We start from the raw sequence: 20,211 nt of genomic DNA on the forward strand, positions 1-20,211 counted from the left end.
AGCCCCGGACGGGAACCGGTTCCACAGCACAAACTAGGTGAAGTTCGAGAGCATTGCAAGCGCTTGGCACGAACTAGCGCCTAACGATTCGGCCACATCCGCGTAATTCCGTGAGAGCGCTCTCACAACAATTTGATCACGCTCGACTTCGAGGTGTGGAACCGGTTCCACATTTGCGTCTACACAACTAGGCTGTGGGCGTCCTGTCATCGGCGAAGGGAGCATCGTGAGCGCACTCAGCGATGTCGCCCGCCTTGCCGACGTCTCCAAGGCGACAGCCTCTCGAGCATTGAGCGGCAACGGTTACGTCTCAGTCGAAACCCGTGATCGCGTGGTTGCCGCCGCCGCGACCATCGGATACGTCGTGTCGTCGAACGCCTCGAGCCTCGTCACGGGGCACACGAAGAACGTCGGCGTGGTCATCCCGTTCATCAACCGCTGGTTTTTCGGGGAGGTGCTCGAGGGCATCGAGACAGCCCTCATCGCCGCCGGCTACGACCTGACCCTCTATCGGCTGAGTGCCGACGACGCCGCGCGACGACGCGTGTTCGAGTATTTTCTCGTGCGTAAGCGAGTGGATGCCGTCATCGCGGTCGGAATCGAACTCACCGGAACCGAGGTCGACCTTCTGCGCTCCCTCGGCAAACCGATCGTCGGCATCGGGGGTGCCGTCGAGGGAATGGCCACTCTCAGCATCGACGACGTCGCGGCGTCGGCTCTCATCACCGAATTGCTCATCAACCTCGGCCACACGCGCATCATGCACGTGGGAGGCAGTCAGCACAAGCAACTCGATTTCCGCGTGCACTCCCAGAGGCTGAAAGGGTTCACCCAGGCCATGCGGGCGGCCGGGTTGCCCTACGACGACGAATCGTTCAGGCCCACGGAGATCTCGATCGAGGGCGGATATGCCGCCGGACTGTCGATCCTCGCCGACCCGCGCTCGCGCCCGAGCGCGATCGTGGCGGGTGCAGACGAAGTCGCGATCGGCATCATCGTCGCGGCACGCCAATTGGGCATCCAGGTGCCCGCCCAGCTCTCCGTGGTCGGCATCGACGGACACGACCTCGCCCCGATGTTCGGGCTGACGACTCTGGCGCAGCATCCACATTCCCAGGGAACGATGGCGGTGCGCCTCGTTCTCGAGGAGCTCACCGAGCTACCGGACCGACCAGCGTCGAACTGGCACACGTTCCCCGTCAGCCTCGAGGTGCGCCGGAGTACCACCGCTCCCCCGCTGCCGTGATCCACGGACCCCGCCGGCGTACAGCGGAAGCCCGGCCCGCAACCGGTGAGAGTCGCGGACCGAGCCTCCCGGGGTCACTCCGCGCGCGTCCCCGAACGGCGCACTGCAGAGATGAGCCCCGCGGGAACGAACCCGCGCTTGAAGAACCCGATGCCAGCAAGCGCGTAGGATTCGCCCCCGAGCACCATGGTCGCTGTCGTTACCTGGGCATACAGAAGGCCACCACGACGTGAAGCGATCGGGTGGTTCGGTGACGGCGGAGCGACAAGTTCATGCATTCGGGTATGCACTTTCGGGGGTGTACTGCGGATGCTCACGCGCGCCGTGCTGCGGTGCTAGCCAGAGGGTAAGGCTGTCCAGTACCGATTCGTTGCAATTCGGGTTGCGTAACCATCGTTCGGGGGTGTCCCACGTTCGGGGGGATTCCGGGACAGTGCTCATTATGGGGCGACCGGCGGGTGCGCGCAACCAGCGCTGACACATCCGAAAGCGATTCTGTTCCGAATCACCTTCCACGCAGCACTACCCGAATCCGATCGGTCCGCCATCAGCGCCATGCAGCCTTCCCCCAGCCACGTGTCCATCGACGATCTCGAACGGGCCTTCGACGGCCCAGCCAGAGAGGTCGCTCTCGACGCTCTCGACGCTCTCAGAGGCTGCTGGCCCGTTCTCGTCGCCGAGCACGGAGACCGGCTTCGCGCCATCCTCGATCAGCTTCCCGCCGATCTCTGGGATGCCGATCCCTGGCTCGTCGCGGCCTACGGCTCGAGCTTCCGGTCCGTCGGCTCCATGAATGCATCGGCAGCGATGCCGTACTTCACAGCTGCGCGATCGTTGATCACGGATGCCACGACCGCGGCAGAGCGGATCGGTATCGGTGTGCACCACTCGGCCGCATTGCGCGGGCTCGGCCGGCTCGCAGATGCCCTCGAGTCCGCCACCGGCTGCGCGGCCGGAGTGGAAAGTGACACCACCCTCACCCTCGCCTCCCGCATCAGCCTCGGGGCGCAGGCCTCGCTCCAGAAGGGTCTCGCCCGTTATCACCTTGGAGACTATGACAGCGCGGCTGCTGAGCTCGGGCTCGCGGCCGCCCTCGCCACCACGCAGCTGTCCCGGTCCGACCAGATGGAATGCTTCGGCGGCCTGGCGATGGTGCACTACTCTCTCGGCAATTTCGAGCAGGCAACGCACTGGGTCGAGTCTGCGCGGCGGGTAGGCGCGGAGTCTGGCCTGATGGAATCGCGGTTCGGCGCGGGCGGACTCGTGGCAGATCTCCTGATGTGCGTCGAGCAGGGCAGGCTCGCGGATTCCGAAATTCTTGCTCCCGTCGTGGCATCCGCCACCGTGGGGTGCGACTGGGCGCCGCTGGGGTTCTACTCGCGAGCAACCATCTCGATTCTCAGCGAGCGCTACGTCGAAGGGCTGGACCTCCTCAGGCTGTGCGTTCAGGAATACGCCCCGTGGGCGCCGCCCGGAGCGATCGTGACGAGCTCGGAGGGGCTCAGGGCTACCCTCCTGTTGAGGCTCGGTGAAGCCGAGTCCGCCTGGGATATCCTCGGCGCCCTCGAGCCCACCCAGCATCAGGCCAACTGCCCAGCGCGCTTTATCGCACACCTGCGATTCACCACCGGGGACGCACGGGGAGCGCTGGCGGCCCTCCAGGCCTGCGAAGCGCTGGGAGACGTGCATTCCACTCGAACTCTGGTCGACGTCTTCCTCATCAAGGCCGCAGCCACTCACCAACTCGGGGATTTCGCGATCTCGGATATCTCTTTCGACCGCGCCATGCTGCTCGCCACCTCGCACGGCCTGAGAACCCCGTTTCGACTCGTCCCGTCATCGGTCATGCGCGCGATGATCGCCCGCGCGACGGAACGCCCGCTGCCCAAAGAAGTCGTCGAACTCTTCGACACGGTTACGGACTCCGACAGCGCGGTCCGTGGGGTCGACGTCGGCGTGCTGAGTGACAGGGAGCGGGACATCGTGATGGCGATCATCCGGGGTCTCTCCGTCGCGGAGATCGCCCGGAGCCTGTTCATCTCGGTCAACACCGTCAAGACCCACGTCAAGAGCGTCTACAGGAAGCTCGGAGTGAATTCACGCCCTGACGCTATAAAGCGGGCGAAGACGCTGGGGCTGCACTGGGAGACTCCCAGGGACACTCCGGCTCCACCACCGAACTGAACCCGGCATGAGCCCCTAACGAGACAACGGCCTAACGAGACAACGGCGCCGCTCCCCGAAGGGAACGACGCCGTCGTGCGAAACCGAAGTTACTTGAGGGTAACCGTGGCGCCAGCCGCTTCGAGCTGAGCCTTTGCCTTCTCGGCGGTCTCCTTGTTGACACCCTCGAGCACGGGGCCCGGAGCGCCATCAACGACTGCCTTCGCTTCACCGAGGCCGAGGCTGGTGAGAGCGCGCACCTCCTTGATGACCTGGATCTTCTTCTCGCCGGCAGCCTCGAGGATGACGTCGAAGGAATCCTTCTCCTCAACCTCTTCGACTGCTGCAGCGGCGCCACCGGCGGCCGCAACGGCGACGGGTGCTGCTGCGGTGACCTCGAAGGTCTCCTCGAACTTCTTGACGAACTCGCTGAGCTCAATGAGCGTGAGCTCCTTGAACGCTTCGATCAGCTCTTCGCTGGTCAGTTTTGCCATGATGTGTCTCCTTGTTTTTGTAAGTTACGGTCGGCGCAGTGCGCGACTGTGCTTGCGTGTCGCGTCTACTGAGCGGACGACTGCTTCTCGCGCAGCGCCTCGACCGTGCGAACGGCCTTGGCGAGCGGAGCGTTGAACAGGTAAGCAGCACCGAACAGCGAAGCCTTGGCGGCTCCGGCAAACTTCGCGAGGAGCACCTCCCTGGTTTCGAGATCGGCGAGCTTGGTGACCTCTGCGGCGCTGAGGGGGTTACCGTCAAAGTAACCACCCTTCACAACCAGCAGCGGGTTTGCCTTGGCAAAGTCACGCAGTGTCTTCGCGACGGTGACAGGGTCACCGTGCACGAAGGCGATCGCGGAAGGCCCGACAAGCTCCTCGTCGAAAGACGAGATTCCTGCCGCGTTTGCCGCGATCTTTGTCAGCGTGTTCTTCACCACGGCGTATGTTGCGTGCTCACTCATAGACATGCGCAGCGTTTTGAGCTGGGCAACAGTGAGTCCGCGATACTCGGTGAGCAGGACAGCGGTCGAGGTGCGGAACTTCTCCGTCAACTCGGCGACTGATGCTTCCTTGTTCGCCATGGTGCTCCCTAAATTGTGGATTGGACTGCCGCAGACCGCACCGTCCTGAGTCGGCCGGGAACTAAAAAAGCTCCGGCTGGCTGCATTCGCAGGGCACGGAGCTGAGAATCGGACTGTCCTGAGGACGACCCGAAAAACTTCTTCACACACCTGCGCTGGCTGTCGCTTTCGCGACACTTCGGTCATCCCGTGTTTTCACACCGGACAACCACCTGCGGTCTTTGGCTTCGCTAAGACTAGGCCACACCGTCCTCGCGTGCAAACCGGCCGACGGGTCGCCTAGACGTGGTCACGCCAGCTGTGCCGGGGCACGAAACCCAGGATGCGCCGGGCTTTCTCGCTCGGGGCGAGGGAATCAGTGCCATCGACGGGGGTCCGGAACTCCACCTCGGGAAACACCTCGGCCATGAGCTCGGCGCTGGGGCGGGACATCACGGTGTCTGCGGCAAAGATGTTGAACACGTCGAAACCCGGGCGCGAGGCCTCCAGCGACAACCTGATCGCCTCTGCACCGTCGCGCGCGTCGATGTAACCCCACAGGTTCCAGGAGCGCAGGGTCGCATCGGCATCGAACGCGGGGAAGGCCGCATAGTCGGGCACGGTCATGACATTGGAGAACCTCAGCGCGGTGATGCTCAACTCCGGATCCCAGCGCACGAGCTTCTGCGCGAGCTCCTCCTCGAGGTGCTTGACCACCGAGTACATGGATTCCGGTCGGCTCGGGTATTCCTCGTCGAGTGGCACGTAGGGTGGCGGAGACTCGAACGGGATGCCCAGCAGCGTCTCACTCGAGGCGTAGACGATGGTCTGGATGCCCACCCGACGGGCGGCCTGGAACACGTTGAACGTGGAGGTCATGTTGTTGTGGAACGTGGCGCTGTCAGACCTGAAGCCCCCGGCAGGAATCGCGGCAAGGTGCACGACCGCGTCGAGGCCGTCATGCCTGTTGTCGACGCTGCTGAACGCGTCGACGGTCTGCCCGTAGTCGGTGAAATCGACGACAGTGAATGCATCTCGATCCGGCCCGACGACGTCGAGGACGGTGACGTCATGGCCGGCGTCCCGCAGGTGCTGCACTGTGACGCGGCCCAGTTTGCCGTTGCCGCCGGTGACCGCGACCCTCATGAACTGCACCGCGCTGTGTATGGGATATTCATACTTCCAGTGTGCCATCGCTGCCGCGTAGTGGATCGTCGGGCACACCCTTCGCTCCCTGCGCCTCCTTCGGCTCCCGCTCGCACCGCGCGTACCGCCGGTACCGCCCTTCCTGCTCTTCCCGCGCTCGCCGCGCTCGCCGCGCTCGCCGCGCTCGCCGTGCTCACCGTGCTCGCCGCGCTCACTTCCGAAGTGACGGAGATTCGGAGCGATATGTGCTTGATCCGCGCCCAAACCCAACGGATGCGCCCGCGACTCCGTCGTTTCGGAAACGAGCAGCGGGGAGCGGGCAGGCAGCGGGGCAGGCAGCGGGGCAGGCAGCGCGGAGGCAGCGGGGCACGCAGCGAGACGCGGGGTGACTACAGGATGCGGCCCGGCAGCGTGATGCGGAAGACCGTGTCGCCCGGCTCGCTCCACACCTCCGCCGTGCCGCCGTGTGCCTCGACGACGGCACTCACGATGGCGAGGCCGAGGCCTGTACTGCCTTTCGCCCGGGAACGGGATCCATCCCCGCGCACGAACCTCTCGAAGACGTTCGGCTGCAGCGCCTGGTCGATCCCCGGGCCGTCATCACGCACTTCGATGACCGTGTCGCTGCCGTCGAGTCGAAGGCGCGCGGCCACGTGCGTGCCTGCTGGCGTGTGGGTGCGCGCGTTGGAGAGCAGGTTCGCGAACACCTGGTGCAGTCGACCGGGATCGGCTGTGATCAGCACGACCTCATCCGGAACCTCGATCGCCCAGTGATGATCCCCGCCCGCGGCTTGCGCATCGCTGACGGCATCGGCGAGCAGCCTCCCAAGGTCGATCTCGGCGAACTGCAACTTGTTGCCCTCGTCGAGTCTCGCGAGCAGCAGCAGGTCTTCCACGAGGGAGGTCATGCGCACCGATTCCGACTCGATGCGCGCCATGGCGTGCACGACATCGTCGGGCAGCTCGTGATTGCCGCGTCTGGTGAGCTCCGAATAGCCCCTGATCGAGGCGAGGGGGGTCCGCAATTCGTGGCTGGCATCCGCGACAAAGGTGCGCACCTTGTTCTCGCTGGCCTGGCGCGATTCGAGGGCGGATGCCACGTGCTCGAGCATCCGGTTCAGGGCAGAGCCCACGGCACCCACTTCGGTGGCGGGGTCGGCGTCGGCGTCGGGCACCCTCACGGCGAGCGCCACGTCACCGCGGTCGAGCGGGAGCTCGGACACCCTCGTGGCCGTCGCGGTCACCCTCTCCAGCGGACGCAGTGCGGCCCTCACGATCAGCGCCCCCGCTACGGCCGCAGCGGTCACTCCCAGCAGGCCGATGCCGGCGATGAGAGCCGAGAGTCGCATGACGGTGTCCTGGACGCCGGCCAGGGGCAATCCGATCACGAGCAGGTCGTCGGCCGACGGTCCAGTCTCGACAACCACCCGATACTCGCCCAAACCCTTGCCGAGATCGACGGTGGTCGGGGTCCTGTCGGTGGGAACGGCCAGGAGCGCACCGAGCGCTGCCGAATCCAGGGTCACCGGTCGGCCACCGGAGTCCAGCACTGCCGCGTTGAAGACGGCCCCCGATCCGATGATCGCGCCGAGAGTGCCCTCGGGCTGTCCGGACAGTGCCAGGAACTTCTGCGCGTTGGGTTCGTCGCCTCTGCCATCCCTTTCTCCGCCCGGACCATCGTCCGACGGCCTGAAGGCTCCCTGCGAGCGATTGGTCGCGGCATCCAGCTGGAGATCGAGGCGGTTCATCAGGAACCCCTGGAGCGCGATGACACTCACCACCCCGATCACGAGGGTCACGGCGGCGAGAAGCCCCGCAATACCGATGACCAATCGTCGCCTGAGAGTCAGACGGGGACGGCTCACAATTGCGGTTTCAGGACGTAGCCGAATCCGCGAACGGTGTGGATCATCGCGGGGCCGAGAGAGTCGATCTTCTTACGGAGGTACGAGATGTAGATCTCCACCACGCTCGATCGCCCGCCGAAGTCGTAGCTCCATACCCTGTCGAGAATCTGCGACTTGCTCAGCACCCTGCGCGGGTTGCGCATCAGGAAGCGCAGCAGTTCGAATTCGGTCGCGGTGAGTTCCACGAGCACTCCCCCGCGGCGCACCTCATAGCTCTCCTCGTCGAGCACGAGGTCTCCCACCTCGATGATCGACTGCTCCTCCCCGGAGAGAGTGAGGTTCGAACGACGGATGAGGCCGCGCAGTCTCGCGACGAGCTCCTCGAGGCTGAACGGCTTCGTCACGTAATCGTCCCCGCCGACGGTGAGCCCTGCGACGCGATCGTCCACGGAATCCTTGGCGGTGAGAAAGAGGATGGGCGTCTGGATGCCGTCGGCCCTCAGCCTCGACAGCACGGTGAGCCCGTCGATGTCGGGAAGCATGATGTCGAGCACGACGACATCCGGACGGAAGTCCCTGATGGTCGAGACCGCGCTCTGGCCGTCTGAGGCGAGCCGCACATCCCAGCCCTCGTACCGCAGGGCGATCGACAGCAGGTCGGTGAGTGACTCCTCATCGTCGACGACGACGGCCCGGATGGGGCTGCCGTCAGCGCGGGTGAGCCTCGGCTGAGCCGCCGAAGAGATGTGGCGTGAGTCTGACATGACTCCAGTATCCGCATCCAGCTATGAGTCACCTATGAACACGTGGTGTAAAGGCAGAACACAGCGTCGCCTTGGGTGATCACTCCGTCACATCAAGCAGGGGACGGTGACCGGGAAGAGCTAGCCGTCACAGGGTTGCTGCGCGAGGGTCCCACCCCTCGGGCAGCGACTCTGCGGCGCCGACAGTGCTCTCGACCGTGACGAACTCCCCGGACCCGGCCGCCTCGATCATCGAGACCATCACGTCGAGCACGTGGTAGCCCTGCTCGCCTGAGGCCCGCTCGGTGACCCCTGCGCGAATGGCTCTGGCCAGCTCGACGACTCCTGTTCCTCGGCCGACAGCCGACGTGGTCGGGATGACCTGCGCTTCCCTCGCGCCATCCGCCCACAACTGCAGGTCACCCTCGAACATGTTCGGGTCGGGGAATACGAGCGTGCCGTCGGCCCCGGCGAATTCGACGAGGCCAGTGCGGGGCAGCGCCGACTGGAAGCTGAAGATGCACTGCGCCGACGCCCCACCCTCGAACTGGATCAGGGCGCTGATGTGGGTGGCGACGTCCACGGGGATCTCCACCCCGGCACGCGCTCCAGACCCGATCACGCGCGACAGCTTCGACACCGACGAGGTTGCCGCCACCCGCTTTACCGGTCCGAGGTTCTGGATGAGGGTGGTGATGTAATACGGCCCCATGTCGAAGAGCGGCCCACCGCCCTGCACATAGTAGAAGTCGGGATTCGGATGCCACGGCTCCGGCCCGGCGTTCTGGAACAGCGCGAGCGCCGTGAGTGGCGCACCGATGCTCCCACTTTCGATGAGCCGCTTCCCGGTCTGCAGCCCGGCGCCCAGGAACGTGTCCGGCGCCGTGGACACGCGAAGACCGAGCCGCGCGGCCTCCGCGAGCAGGGCCTTGCCGCTCTCGCGGTCGAGCGCAAAAGGCTTCTCCGTCCACACGTTCTTGCCCGCCGCGAGCGCGAGCATCGCAACGTCGACGTGCGCCGCGGGGATGGTGAGGTTGACCACGATCTCGATGCGATCGTGGGCGAGCAACTGCTCGGTGGTGCCGCTGCCCGGCACACCGTATTTCTCGGCCTGTTCCTTAGCGCGAGCCAGGTCGATATCGGCGATGAACAGCACCTCGACATCGGGGAAGGTCGTGAGGTTGTCGAGGTACTGGGTGCTGATATTGCCTGCGCCGATAATTCCGACCCCGACGCGTCCACCGCTCATGACGGCGTCACCGGTGACAGGGTCTCTCCCAGCGAACGGAGGAATGTGACGCTGTCCGCGAGGGCGTCGAACACATCGCCCTCGAAGTCGTCGAGCTCGATCACCCGCAGCGCCTGGGGCGCAGCAGCGAGCACCTCGGCCACGGGCATCCTGCCATTGCCGACCGCCACCTGGGCCTTGTCGTCCTTGCTGATGTCACCATCTTTGACGTGGAGGAAGCGCACGCGGTCACCCAGTCGCTCGAGAAGGCCGACCGCGCTCACACCGCCGACCTGGGCCCAGTACGTGTCGACCTCGAGCACGACCGATGGGTCGAGATTGTCGGCGAAAGCCTCGAGCCCCGTGGTGCCGTCGAGGTCGCCGAACTCCCACCAGTGATTGTGATAGCCGACGGTGATGCCGAGGTCGGCAGCGACGCGAGCGACAGAGTTGAGTTCGTTCGCCGCCCTGACGACGGCGTCTGAATCGGTCCAGGTTTCGGGGCGGATGTTCGGATCGATGACGGTCTTCACCCCGAGCCTGCGTGCGGCATCGAGCACGGGAACAAGGTCGGTTCCCAGCAGCGTCGCGTGCGCGGACGATGGCGTGAGACCGAACCTCGGCAGCAGCTCCTCGAACATGTCGACCCGTTCGAGAATCCCGAAGAGTTCGACCGTGGTGAATCCCAGTCCGGCGATGCGCTCGAGAGCCGCCGCGGGATCTGAGGCGAGCGCCCCGCGAACCGTGTAGAGCTGGACAGACAGGGGGAACTGGGACACAGAAAACTCCTTCGTTGGCGACTGCGTGCCACCCCACTCTAGGAGCACCGCCTCATGCAGCACCGCCCGCGCGACCGACAACTGCAGTGAGCCTGCCCACCGCCGACGGCAGATCGGGAGACAATGGACCTGTGATCATGCAGCCCGAACTCGACCTGTGGGAGGTGCCCGCCCAGGACCATCGGGATCGGATAGTCGCCAACTCAGACGACAGGGTGTCGTGGATCCGTGCTCGCAGCCGCGGAGTCACCGCGACGGACGCCGCCCGGCTCTCCAGCGAGCGAGCCCTGCAGTCTCTGCTTCAGGACAAAATGCTCGGCTCGGGATTCGGCGGCAATGCGTATACCGACCACGGCAGGGCGCGGGAACCCGAGATCGCGCGCTGGGTGCGAGCACGCCACAGGATCGAGCCCAGCTCCACCCTGTTCCACGCTCACGGCCAGCCGCTGCACCTCGCCACCCCCGACGGGGTTTCGCTGCTCGACGGCACGGTGGTGCTGGCCGAGATCAAGACGACGGGACACGCCTGGCGCAGCATCCCCCGTTCCTACCTGCGGCAGGTCTGGTGGCAGCAGTATGTGCTCGGTGCCGAGCGCACGCTCGTCGTGTGGGAGCAGCACACCGACTTCGTGCCGGTCAACGCCGAGCCGGAGTGCCGCTGGGTGGAACGTGACGACAACGAGATCCACGTTCTAGTGGGACTGGCGAACCGTCTCCTGGAGCTCATGCAGCGCTGAGCCGTCAGGCTCACTGCGCAGCAGTCGTGCGGCGAGCACGGCCCCGAAGACCACGAGCCAGGCGATGGCGAGAGTCGTGGCGACGAACTCCATCCGGCTTCCGAGCTCCTGTTCGAACCTGAACAGCGAGAATAGACCGCCGGTGCCGGCAATCACCGCGACGAGGATGCCCGTCACGCGCGAGAACACCGCGAGCACGCGATGATTGCGGGCGAAAGACGACTGCAGCATCGCCCAGCAGGCTGCGGCGAACGCGAATACGGCTGCGAGGGTGTGGAGGAAATCCTGGACATTGAACGTTGACCCGTACGGCAGGGGGCATCCTGCCGTACACGTAACCTGTGACGCGAACAGGAACAGCGCGCAGCCGATCCAGAGTGACACTGCCGGGGTCCAGGCTCGCAGCACCCTGGCTTTCGATCGCACGCGCCGACCGGCCCAGGCGATCGCGCTGCCGCCGACCGCAATCAGCACAAGGGCGACCTCGAACCACCCTGCGGTGGGCATACCCTCGGCACCGAGTTCACTCACGTACAGTTCCCTGGGCACCGAGAGTCTCGTCGCCCAGATGATCACGAGCGAGCTCAGCACGAGGACGCAACCGCCAAGGGACGCGCCGAGCTCGGCTTTTCTCATCACTCAGGGCTTCAGGATCCGGACGCGGCTGACCGCCCAGGCTCCGACCCCGAACACCCCGATCCCGACGGCAATGCCTACGCAGTAGAGCGCAACTGAGGCGTATCCGGTGGCCGGGTCGAGAAACGGGTATGGAACCCAGCCGTCAGTAGCTCCACGTACGAGCACGACCACGAGCCACACGACCGGATACACCAGTACGACCCAGAAACGATTCCACTGCAGCGCCGGGCGATCACCGAAGAAAACCCAGTCGATCGCGACGTAGAGCGGCATCACGACGTGCAGCACGGTGTTCGCCCATGGCAGTTCGACTCCGCCGGGCAGCCCCACCAGCAGCGTGTTGTAGACGACTCCCACGATCACGATGTACGTGGCGACGCACCCCCTGGCAAGAATGAGCGCGGGCGATTGCGTGCGGCCGAGGAAGATCATCACCGCGCTCATGATCAGCACCACGGCGGTCAGGATATTGCTCTGAAGCGTGAAGAACCCGAAGAAGTTGAACGGGTTGATGGGAGACCTGGATGCCGTGTCCGCGAAGGTCGCCATGACGGCCGACAGGCCCAGCACTCCCGCGACGATCCGGAGCGTGGCGAAGACCATTTTCATCCTCGAATGCTACCGGCTCGAGAGTTTGCCGCGAAGTGACATCACCGAAACAGGGCCGACTCATTCGGGCCCTTTACTGGTGATGTGAAGCACCGCGGGGAGGCCACCACATGAGCACAATGCGTGCCGTCGTTATCGATGCCATCGGTGGGCCAGCGGAATTGCATGTCGCCGAAATCGACCGGCCGGCGAGGGTGAACTCCGAATTCCTCGTCAGAGTCGTCGCGGCCGGCGTCAACCCGATCGATACCCACTCACGTTCGGGTGACGGTGCTGCCGCCGCATTCGGACCGTTCCCCATCGCGCTGGGCAACGATTTCAGCGGACACGTCGTCGAATCGTCATACGAACTCCACCCCATCAAGGCTGGCGACGAGGTGTACGGCATGACGATGGTCCCTCGATTCGGAGGCGCATACGCTGAATACATCAGCGTGCCAGCGACCTGCCTCACGCGAAAGCCCCGAGCACTCTCGCATGTCGAGGCCGCTGCCGTGCCCATGGCGGCCCTCACAGCGTGGGGAGCTGTCGTGGATGTCGCCAAGGCACACGAGGGGCAGCGCATCCTGATCCACGCCGGGGCTGGCGGGGTCGGCCACTTCGCGATCCAGTTCGCCAGCTACTTCGGCGCCTACGTCATCACCACAGGGTCGACCCGCAACACCAACTGGCTGCGCGAGCTCGGAGCACGTCAGGTCGTCGACCACACCACCAGCCGGTTCGAAGACGTCGTGTCCGAAGTGGATGTCGTGATCGACCTGATCGGCAACCTCACCGACCAGACCTCGACGCGATCGCTCGCGGTGCTGAAACGCGGGGGCCTGATCGTCAGCGTGCCGAGCGGGGGCTGGCCCACCATGGCTGAGGATGCCGCGGCTGCCGGTGTGCGCGCCACCGGGTACAACGTCCCTGCTGACGGCTCGACTCTCTCCGTGATCTCGCGACTGCTGGAGTCAGGCGACGTCAGGGTGTTCGTCGACCAGGTCTTCGAGCTCGACCAGGCGGCGGCAGCCCATGCTGCTCTCGAAACGTGCCATACCCGCGGCAAGATCGTGCTCAACGTCAGCCCCGGCTGAGGTCAACCGAGCCGTCGTTCCCGCACGAAATCGCTCTCCAGCCGTTCACCGAGCCTGAATCGCTTGGTGCCGACCTTCAGGAATCCACTCTTTTCGTAGAAGCGGTTCGCTCGCTCGTTCTCATCGTTCACACCGAGCCACACCGACAGCGAGCCCCGCGCCGCTGAGGCCCGCACCGCCGCATCGACGAGAGCAACAGCAACTCCGGCGCCGTGATGCGCGGCACGCACATATAGCTTGCTCAGCTCCGATGTCGGGCGCGCGGAAACGGATGCCACGACATCCGGGTCCGTCGGATCGGCGTGCACGACCATGGCATACCCCGCGGCGAGATGGTCCACCTCGGCGATGAAGAGTTCGCGCGCCGGGTCCGCCAGATAGGCGTCGAACGCATCCTCCGACAGGCTATGCGCGATGAAAGCGAGGATGCTCCCCTGGTCCGCATCCGGCGGGCAGGCCAGCGGGAAGGTCTCGGCGGCGACCGCGTGGAGCAGACCCGCGTCATCCTGAACCGCCGCGCGCACGTCTACCCTTCGACCCGCGCCCTTCCGAAACGACGGAGAGTTGGCGGCAAAGAGCGGCTGTGGCCCCTGGTCCGGGTCGATGGTCACGAGATCTCCGTCAGATCGGAAGGTGAAGGTGGTGGGCGCAGCGGGGATGCAACGGCGGCAATACAGCGGCGGGGATGCAGAAAAGGGGCCGACCGAAGTCGACCCCTTTCCCGCAACTGGAGTTACGCCAGCGAGTTGACGTCGAGCGGGATGCCCGGGCCGAACGTCGTCGAGACGGTTCCCTTGGTGATGTAGCGACCCTTTGACGAGCTGGGCTTGGAGCGGACGACCTCGTCGATCGCTGCCTTGATGTTCTCGCTCAGCTGGTCGTGAGTGAATCCGGCCTTGCCCACGACGAAGTGCACGTTGGAGTGCTTGTCGACGCGGAACTCGATCTTTCCGCCCTTGATCTCGGACACGGCCTTGGCGGTGTCCTGGGTCACGGTGCCGGTCTTCGGGTTGGGCATGAGACCGCGGGGGCCGAGCACCTTTCCGAGTCGACCGACCTGGCCCATGAGCTCGGGGGTCGAGACGGCGGCGTCGAACGACGTGTAGCCGCCCGCAACCTTCTCGATGAGCTCAGCGCCACCGACCTCGTCAGCGCCGGCAGCGAGTGCTGCGTCCGCTGCGGGGCCCGTCGCAAAGACGATGACGCGGGCGGTCTTGCCCGTGCCGTGGGGCAGGATGACGGTGCCGCGCACCATCTGGTCTGCCTTACGCGGGTCGACACCGAGCTTCAGTGCGACTTCGACCGTGGAGTCGAACTTCTTCGATCCGGTCTCGCGGGCGACAGCGACTGCCTCGGTGGCTGTGTAGAACTTGCCGTCTTCGATCTTCTCGACGGCGGCCTTGTATGCCTTGGAATTCTTGGACATTATGCCTCCACCGTGATTCCCATTGAGCGAGCGGTTCCCGCGATGATCTTCATCGCGCCCTCGACGTCGTTTGCGTTGAGGTCGACCATTTTCTGCTCAGCAATCGTGCGGACCTGGTCTTTGGTGAGCTTCGCAACCTTGACGGTGTGCGGCGTTCCTGAGCCCTTGGCAACTCCCGCTGCCTTCTTGATGAGCTCGGCTGCCGGCGGGGTCTTGAGGATGAACGTGAATGAACGGTCCTCGTAGACGGTGATCTCCACCGGGATGACGTTTCCGCGCTGCGACTCGGTCGCGGCGTTGTACGCCTTGCAGAACTCCATGATGTTAACGCCGTGCTGTCCCAGCGCAGGCCCGATGGGCGGTGCGGGGTTAGCGGCGCCGGCCTGGATCTGAAGCTTGATCAGACCCGTGACCTTCTTTTTCGGTGCCATTGGTTTCCCTTTTCTGTTCGAACTGGCCGGAGTTGGCCAACTCTCCCGACATCCGACGGATGCGGTGCGCTCATCCCCTGAAGGACAACCTGTTCATCTTACGGGATGTGTTCGTGAATGCCTAGGCGCTGCATCGCCATCGCTGGGAAAGCGGGGAACTGCCGTCGAGCTCGCGCTGGCCAACGGCTCTGCCCGCCACCCCGCCAGTTCCCGAAATTACCCCCAAACAGGGGTGTACATATGTTCGAATGTTCGTTAGAATTGGGCCATGTCGCAGCTACCGACAATCTCCCGCCAGGTGGATGCGGTCGCGCGCGAGTTGACTACGTTGATCGACCTGCTGCGCGATGAAACCGCGACCTATCCGGTTGCCGATGCGATGGTGGCGGTCGAGACGGCGGGTCGATTGATGGACTGCGCGCGAGTGAGGGTGCTCGCTCCCATCGTCGGTGACCCTGGCATTGTCGAACGGCTGGGGTACGCGTCATCCATTGCTGCCGTTGCGTCTCTCGCTCGCATCTCGGAGCGCTCCGCCGCAGCACGCCTGAGAGTCGCTGCCGCCGTCTGTGGCGAGAAGACTCTGACAGGCGGCTCGCTGCCAGCCCCGCGCCCCCTGATCAGTGATGCACTCACCTCGGGCGACGTCGGGCTCGACGCTGCCGCTCTGATCGCCTCGGAGTTGGCCGCCATTACAGGCCATGCATCTACCGGGGCGCTGCACGTGGCCGAGAGGGTGATGATGGATCTCGCGAGCGGGCGCGACTCTCACGGTGAGCCCATGGTGGCCACAGTTTCTGTCGATTATCTTGGCGGCGAGATCCACCAGGTGAGCGCGCTGATCGACCCTGACGGAGCCCGACCTCGCGAGGAACGCGCAACACGGCGGCGGCAGTTTCAACTGGGCACTCCCGATGAAGACGGACTGGTGCCAGCGTATGGACGACTGTTGCCCGAAATCGGGTCGCTGCTTGCCGGGATGCTGGAAGCGCATCGCCGATCGCCCCGGTTCGTCGACGTCGCCTCGACGATTCTGAGCGCCGACCTCGTCGACGCCGATGGCGCGATCGATGCAGGCGACCAGCGCACACCGGCACAGCGCCGCCATGATGCGCTTGGCGAGATCGTCATGGCTGCCGCAGCGACGGAAGGTGCTCCCCGACTCGACGGACTACCGGTCTCCGTGCTGGTGACCGTCACCGCCGCCGATCTCGCGAATGATTACGGTCTCGATTCTGATGCCATCGGAACCCTTTCCGGCTCTCCGTTCCCGGTCTCGCGTCGCACCATCGAGCGTTTCATCGATGCCGGAGGCTACCGCGTCGTCACGACAGACGAGAACGGCGCCGTCACCGCCATCAGTTCACCGCAGCGCTGATTCACACCGACACACCGGCTGGGGATGGCGGCTCGGGACGGGCTCGGCTGCTCCACACCAGGGTGCACCAGCCCCCACTACACGCTGCAGGCACACCACGTCATCCCCGATCGGGACGACGGGCCGACCGCCCTCGATAACGGTATCCTGCTCTGCTATTGGCATCACCGGATAGTCGACACCGGACCCTGGCAGTATCGGATGATCGCGGGCATGCCGCACGTGCGCGGGCCCGGTGTCGTCGATTGGACTCCGACCCGCAGACCGGTTGCTCACGCGGCCTGATGCCGGACCGGCTAATGCCGGTGCGGCCAATGCTGGTGCGGCCTGATGCTCACGCGGCCTGATGCTGGCGCGGCTAATGCTGGCGCGGATCGAGCGCGCCTCAGATCGGTCGTGCAGGTCGTCCGCAGAAAGCGCACACGCGCCACCAACAGCTACGCTGCCAAAAAAGGGCGCACCGCAGGTTTTTCAACCCGGGGTGCGCCCTTTCCCAAAAGACGAACTACATCTTGGTGACCTGGTCGAAGCTGAGCTCGACCGGAGTCTCGCGCTCGAAGAGCGAGACGAGCACGATGAGCTTGCCGCTCTCCGCCTTGATCTCGCTGATCGAACCCGGCAGGCCCGCGAACGAACCTTCCTTGATGGTGATGGTCTCGCCGATCTCGAAGTCGATTTCAGCGGGAATGACGCGTGACGGGGACTTGCCCTTGCCGGGAGCGCCCTTGGCCGCCGGAGCCTCGACGATCTGCACGAGGCTCTTGAGCATGTTGAAGGCTTCTTCGAAGCGCAGCGGGCGGGGGTTGTGCGAGTTGCCCACGAAGCCGGTGACGCCGGGCGTGTGACGCACAACAGACCAGCTGTCTTCGTTCAGGTCCATGCGGACAAGCACGTATCCGGGGATGCGCACGCGGTTGACGAGCTTGCGCTGGCCGTTCTTGATCTCGACGACATCTTCCATCGGAACCTGAACCTCGAAGACGTAGTCTTCCATCGCCATCGAGATCTTGCGGTTGTCGATGTTCTGCTTCACGCGCTTCTCGAAGCCGGCGTAGGAGTGGATGACGTACCACTTGCCCGGCTTCTCGCGCAGTTCCGCCTTGAATGCGTCGTACGGGTCCACCTCAGCGGCGTCGAGCTCTTCACCGAGGTCGGGTCCGTCGTAGGGGGTGACATCGGGCTCCTCCGAAGCTTCCTCTTCTGCTTCGATGTCAGCCTCGTCATCGGTTGCGGCGACCGAGGCGTCAGCCTCATCCACAGAATCGATGTCTAGCGCGTCGTCGACGATCGAGTCAGCCTCGGGATCGATGGCAGCATCGAGTGCCTCGAGGAGCCCGGCGAGGTCGCCCTCTTCCTCGTCATCATCGATCACGTGCATCGCTTCGTGCTCTGCAGCGTTCTCTGACCTGTCGGCCGCCAGATCGGTGTTACCCGTCTGCGCTTCGTCGACCTCGCCAGACTGCTCGGCTGCCGTAGCGAGCTCGAAGTCGTCGCGGTGGTTCTCAGACACAAAATCTCATTTCATTGCTCTTGTTCACTGGGCGACACTCGATCGCCCCCGTACTCGTGCAGTCCGTGCTGGTTCGATCAGCCCGCGATGGTGGGATCGCCGAACAGGAAGTTGACCAGGGCGCTGAAGCCGAAGTCGAGCCCCGATACCAGGGCCATCATGATGACAACAAACACCAGCACGACGAGGGTAAAACTCACCAGCTCCTTGCGCGTCGGTGTGACCACCTTGCGCAATTCGAGCATGACCTGGCGAAGGAACAGGATGATGCCCGCGAACGGTCCACGCTTTTGGGCGCGATCGGTTCTGGCATTGGCGACGACGTCCTCACTCGGATCGTCGACCACGTTTCTCGCCATTCGTTTCTACCTTCCGATACCCCCGCAGACAGAAATGGCTGCCGGGACTTGCAGGGCGGACAGGACTTGAACCTGCAACCTGCGGTTTTGGAGACCGCTGCTCTACCAATTGAGCCACCGCCCTATGCATTTCGCCACTCCCCTGAACTGCTGACGACTTTCCAGCCGACAAAATCTCGTCAAGGGCGCGCAAAAGCTTGGCAGACTTCAACTACCTCCACCAGTGTATGTCATCGACACTCAGGACGAAATCCCGCTCACGCTCGGCCGACCAGCCGTGAGTCCCCTCGGGCATTCTGACAAAATGATGCACGTCGCCGCCGGGTGGCCAGCGAGCTCGCCTACGAAAGAGAGACACCATCAAACTTTCCGTCATCGGATGTGGGTACCTCGGAGCGGTGCATGCCGCAGCCATGGCCGAACTCGGTCACGACGTCATCGGTATCGACATCGATCAGGCCAGGATCGACGAGCTCTCCCTCGGTCGTGCGCCATTCTTCGAGCCCGGACTGCCCGAGATCCTCACCTCGGCGACAGCCTCGGGACGGCTGCGCTTCTCCACCCGAATGGCGGATGCCGCCGGGGCGGACGTGCACTTCATCGCCGTCGGCACCCCGCAGAAGAAGGGCTCGTACGCGGCAGACCTCACCTACGTCAATGGGGCCGTGCGCGACCTCATCCCGTTCCTGCGTGACGGCGACCTCGTGGTGGGCAAGTCGACCGTGCCCGTGGGAACCGCCGAAACGCTCGCGGCCATGCTCGATGCCTCCGGCACGAAAGCAATCCTCGCGTGGAACCCCGAGTTCCTGCGCGAAGGATTCGCCGTCAAGGACACCATCTCGCCCGACCGCCTCGTGTACGGGCTTCCCGCATCACAGTCCGACGCGGCCTCCGCGAAATCGCGGCTCGACGACATCTACAGCGCAGCACTCGACGCCGGGACCCCGCTGATCGTCACCGACTACGCCACAGCCGAACTCGTCAAGGTCTCCGCAAATGCGTTTCTCGCGACCAAGATTTCGTTCATCAACGCGATGGCCGAAATCGCCGAGGTCACCGGAGCCGACGTCACGCAGCTGGCTGACGCCATCGGACTGGATGCCAGGATCGGCCGTCGCTTCCTCGGGGCCGGTGTCGGCTTCGGAGGAGGCTGCTTGCCCAAAGACATCAGGGCGTTCACGGCTCGAGCCGAGGAGCTCGGTCGCGGGGAATCCGTCGCCTTCCTCAAGGAAGTGGATGCCATCAACCTCCGTCGCCGCCAGCGCGTCGTCGACCTCACCGTCGAATCCCTCGGCGGTACGGTGTTCGGCAGGAAGGTGGCCGTGCTGGGCCTCGCGTTCAAGCCGTACTCGGATGACATCCGCGACTCTCCCGCCCTGGATGTCGCCGTGCAGCTCCGCGGACTCGGAGCGAGGGTGGTCGCCACAGACCCGCACGCCATCGCGAACGCGAGGAAGGCGCATCCCCAACTCGAGTACGCGGAGAAACTCGAGGATGCTCTCACCGATGCCGACGCCGTCGTGCTCGTCACCGAGTGGGAACAATTCAGGCGACTGGATGCAACGTGGGCGGGCGAACTCGTCGCGAACCGCATCGTCATCGACGGTCGAAACTGTCTCGATACTGCCGAGTTCCGCGCCGCAGGCTGGACGTACCGTGGCCTCGGCCGTCCGTAAAGAAGCGCTCGTAAAGAAGTTAATCAAAACATTTACGGAAACCGCGTCATAGCCGACGCAGTGCTCGGTCTCTTTCACTAAGCGAAGACCTCAGGGTCGACGCCCGCGAGGCACACCCACTCGCGCAGGCCACAAGTGAAAATCGTGCACCACCCCACCCATGGGCG

The 20,211-nt window shown here is 64.6% G+C and carries 22 protein-coding genes and 1 tRNA gene; 7 read left to right on the forward strand and 16 right to left on the reverse strand.

What is annotated here, in order from left to right; translation table 11 throughout:
• The first annotated feature begins 226 nt into the window (after window positions 1-226).
• Window positions 227-1,246: a LacI family DNA-binding transcriptional regulator gene (locus tag IWX81_RS09405; RefSeq protein ID WP_199281073.1), complete on the forward strand. Its 1,020-nt coding sequence runs from the start codon at window positions 227-229 to the stop codon at window positions 1,244-1,246.
• A 74-nt stretch (window positions 1,247-1,320) separates the two neighbouring features.
• Here the strand turns inward: IWX81_RS09405 and IWX81_RS09410 are convergent, their stop codons facing one another.
• Entirely contained in the window at window positions 1,321-1,524 is a 204-nt protein-coding gene (locus IWX81_RS09410) for a hypothetical protein (RefSeq protein ID WP_199281074.1), read from the reverse strand.
• A 298-nt stretch (window positions 1,525-1,822) separates the two neighbouring features.
• Between IWX81_RS09410 and IWX81_RS09415 the strand changes: the two genes are divergently transcribed.
• On the forward strand, window positions 1,823-3,430 hold the full coding sequence (locus IWX81_RS09415) for a helix-turn-helix transcriptional regulator (RefSeq protein WP_199281075.1): 1,608 nt from the start codon (window positions 1,823-1,825) through the stop codon (window positions 3,428-3,430).
• An 89-nt stretch (window positions 3,431-3,519) separates the two neighbouring features.
• Here the strand turns inward: IWX81_RS09415 and rplL are convergent, their stop codons facing one another.
• From rplL to IWX81_RS09450, 7 genes are all read right to left on the reverse strand, one after another.
• Complete coding sequence (rplL, locus tag IWX81_RS09420) at window positions 3,520-3,903, reverse strand: 50S ribosomal protein L7/L12 (protein WP_199281076.1); 384 nt, start codon at window positions 3,901-3,903, stop codon at window positions 3,520-3,522.
• Between the two features lie 65 nt (window positions 3,904-3,968).
• Window positions 3,969-4,484, reverse strand: a complete 516-nt coding sequence (gene rplJ, locus IWX81_RS09425) for a 50S ribosomal protein L10 (RefSeq protein ID WP_199281077.1) — start codon at window positions 4,482-4,484, stop codon at window positions 3,969-3,971.
• A gap of 279 nt (window positions 4,485-4,763) precedes the next feature.
• Window positions 4,764-5,609, reverse strand: coding sequence for an NAD-dependent epimerase/dehydratase family protein (locus IWX81_RS09430; RefSeq protein WP_199281078.1), 846 nt, complete (start codon window positions 5,607-5,609; stop codon window positions 4,764-4,766).
• Between the two features lie 389 nt (window positions 5,610-5,998).
• The gene (locus IWX81_RS09435) at window positions 5,999-7,474 is read right to left on the reverse strand and encodes a sensor histidine kinase (protein WP_334593706.1); all 1,476 of its coding nucleotides are present in this window, start codon (window positions 7,472-7,474) and stop codon (window positions 5,999-6,001) included.
• Window positions 7,471-8,220 carry a response regulator transcription factor gene (locus IWX81_RS09440; RefSeq protein ID WP_199281079.1) on the reverse strand — a complete coding sequence of 250 codons (750 nt, stop codon included), beginning with the start codon at window positions 8,218-8,220 and terminating at the stop codon, window positions 7,471-7,473. Before IWX81_RS09440 ends, IWX81_RS09435 begins: the two co-directional genes overlap by 4 nt.
• 127 nt (window positions 8,221-8,347) lie before the next feature.
• On the reverse strand, window positions 8,348-9,448 hold the full coding sequence (locus IWX81_RS09445; protein WP_199281080.1) for a Gfo/Idh/MocA family protein: 1,101 nt from the start codon (window positions 9,446-9,448) through the stop codon (window positions 8,348-8,350).
• Window positions 9,445-10,206 carry a sugar phosphate isomerase/epimerase family protein gene (locus IWX81_RS09450; RefSeq protein ID WP_199281081.1) on the reverse strand — a complete coding sequence of 254 codons (762 nt, stop codon included), beginning with the start codon at window positions 10,204-10,206 and terminating at the stop codon, window positions 9,445-9,447. The genes IWX81_RS09445 and IWX81_RS09450 overlap by 4 nt, the downstream gene beginning before the upstream one ends.
• 137 nt (window positions 10,207-10,343) lie before the next feature.
• On the opposite strand from IWX81_RS09450, the gene IWX81_RS09455 reads away from it, so the two are divergent.
• Window positions 10,344-10,943: a YqaJ viral recombinase family protein gene (locus IWX81_RS09455; protein ID WP_199281279.1), complete on the forward strand. Its 600-nt coding sequence runs from the start codon at window positions 10,344-10,346 to the stop codon at window positions 10,941-10,943.
• Here the strand turns inward: IWX81_RS09455 and IWX81_RS09460 are convergent.
• Both IWX81_RS09460 and IWX81_RS09465 read right to left on the reverse strand, forming a co-directional pair.
• The gene (locus tag IWX81_RS09460) at window positions 10,899-11,579 is read right to left on the reverse strand and encodes a DUF998 domain-containing protein (protein ID WP_199281280.1); all 681 of its coding nucleotides are present in this window, start codon (window positions 11,577-11,579) and stop codon (window positions 10,899-10,901) included. The two genes, IWX81_RS09455 and IWX81_RS09460, sit on opposite strands and share 45 nt — an antisense overlap.
• Before the next feature lie 3 nt (window positions 11,580-11,582).
• Window positions 11,583-12,191, reverse strand: coding sequence for a Pr6Pr family membrane protein (locus tag IWX81_RS09465; protein ID WP_199281082.1), 609 nt, complete (start codon window positions 12,189-12,191; stop codon window positions 11,583-11,585).
• A gap of 110 nt (window positions 12,192-12,301) precedes the next feature.
• Here IWX81_RS09465 and IWX81_RS09470 point away from each other — a divergent pair, with 110 nt between their 5' ends.
• Complete coding sequence (locus IWX81_RS09470) at window positions 12,302-13,267, forward strand: NADP-dependent oxidoreductase (protein WP_334593709.1); 966 nt, start codon at window positions 12,302-12,304, stop codon at window positions 13,265-13,267.
• Between the two features lie 2 nt (window positions 13,268-13,269).
• On the opposite strand, the gene IWX81_RS09475 is transcribed toward IWX81_RS09470, so the two are convergent.
• The 3 genes from IWX81_RS09475 to rplK all read right to left on the reverse strand — a co-directional run bounded on the left by IWX81_RS09475 (window position 13,270) and on the right by rplK (window position 15,124).
• Complete coding sequence (locus tag IWX81_RS09475; RefSeq protein WP_334593711.1) at window positions 13,270-13,878, reverse strand: GNAT family N-acetyltransferase; 609 nt, start codon at window positions 13,876-13,878, stop codon at window positions 13,270-13,272.
• 122 nt (window positions 13,879-14,000) lie between these two features.
• Complete coding sequence (gene rplA, locus IWX81_RS09480) at window positions 14,001-14,693, reverse strand: 50S ribosomal protein L1 (protein ID WP_199281083.1); 693 nt, start codon at window positions 14,691-14,693, stop codon at window positions 14,001-14,003.
• Window positions 14,693-15,124, reverse strand: coding sequence for a 50S ribosomal protein L11 (rplK, locus tag IWX81_RS09485; RefSeq protein ID WP_097060284.1), 432 nt, complete (start codon window positions 15,122-15,124; stop codon window positions 14,693-14,695). The genes rplA and rplK overlap by 1 nt, the downstream gene beginning before the upstream one ends.
• A gap of 268 nt (window positions 15,125-15,392) precedes the next feature.
• On the opposite strand from rplK, the gene IWX81_RS09490 reads away from it, so the two are divergent.
• Both IWX81_RS09490 and IWX81_RS09495 read left to right on the forward strand, forming a co-directional pair.
• Complete coding sequence (locus IWX81_RS09490; protein WP_199281084.1) at window positions 15,393-16,499, forward strand: DUF222 domain-containing protein; 1,107 nt, start codon at window positions 15,393-15,395, stop codon at window positions 16,497-16,499.
• Window positions 16,500-16,523: 24 nt separating this feature from the next.
• On the forward strand, window positions 16,524-16,784 hold the full coding sequence (locus IWX81_RS09495; protein ID WP_199281085.1) for an HNH endonuclease signature motif containing protein: 261 nt from the start codon (window positions 16,524-16,526) through the stop codon (window positions 16,782-16,784).
• Between the two features lie 220 nt (window positions 16,785-17,004).
• On the opposite strand, the gene nusG is transcribed toward IWX81_RS09495, so the two are convergent.
• The 3 genes from nusG to IWX81_RS09510 form a co-directional block, all read right to left on the reverse strand.
• Window positions 17,005-18,009, reverse strand: coding sequence for a transcription termination/antitermination protein NusG (nusG, locus tag IWX81_RS09500; RefSeq protein WP_199281086.1), 1,005 nt, complete (start codon window positions 18,007-18,009; stop codon window positions 17,005-17,007).
• A 77-nt stretch (window positions 18,010-18,086) separates the two neighbouring features.
• A complete protein-coding gene (gene secE / locus IWX81_RS09505) occupies window positions 18,087-18,368 on the reverse strand; it encodes a preprotein translocase subunit SecE (protein ID WP_199281087.1) in 282 nt (93 codons plus the stop codon).
• A 51-nt stretch (window positions 18,369-18,419) separates the two neighbouring features.
• A tRNA-Trp gene (locus IWX81_RS09510) sits at window positions 18,420-18,492 on the reverse strand.
• A gap of 235 nt (window positions 18,493-18,727) precedes the next feature.
• On the opposite strand from IWX81_RS09510, the gene IWX81_RS09515 reads away from it, so the two are divergent.
• Entirely contained in the window at window positions 18,728-20,044 is a 1,317-nt protein-coding gene (locus IWX81_RS09515; RefSeq protein WP_199281283.1) for a UDP-glucose dehydrogenase family protein, read from the forward strand.
• Window positions 20,045-20,211 lie beyond the last annotated feature (167 nt).

This window comes from Salinibacterium sp. CAN_S4, from assembly GCF_015752305.1.
GTDB lineage: Bacteria > Actinomycetota > Actinomycetes > Actinomycetales > Microbacteriaceae > Rhodoglobus.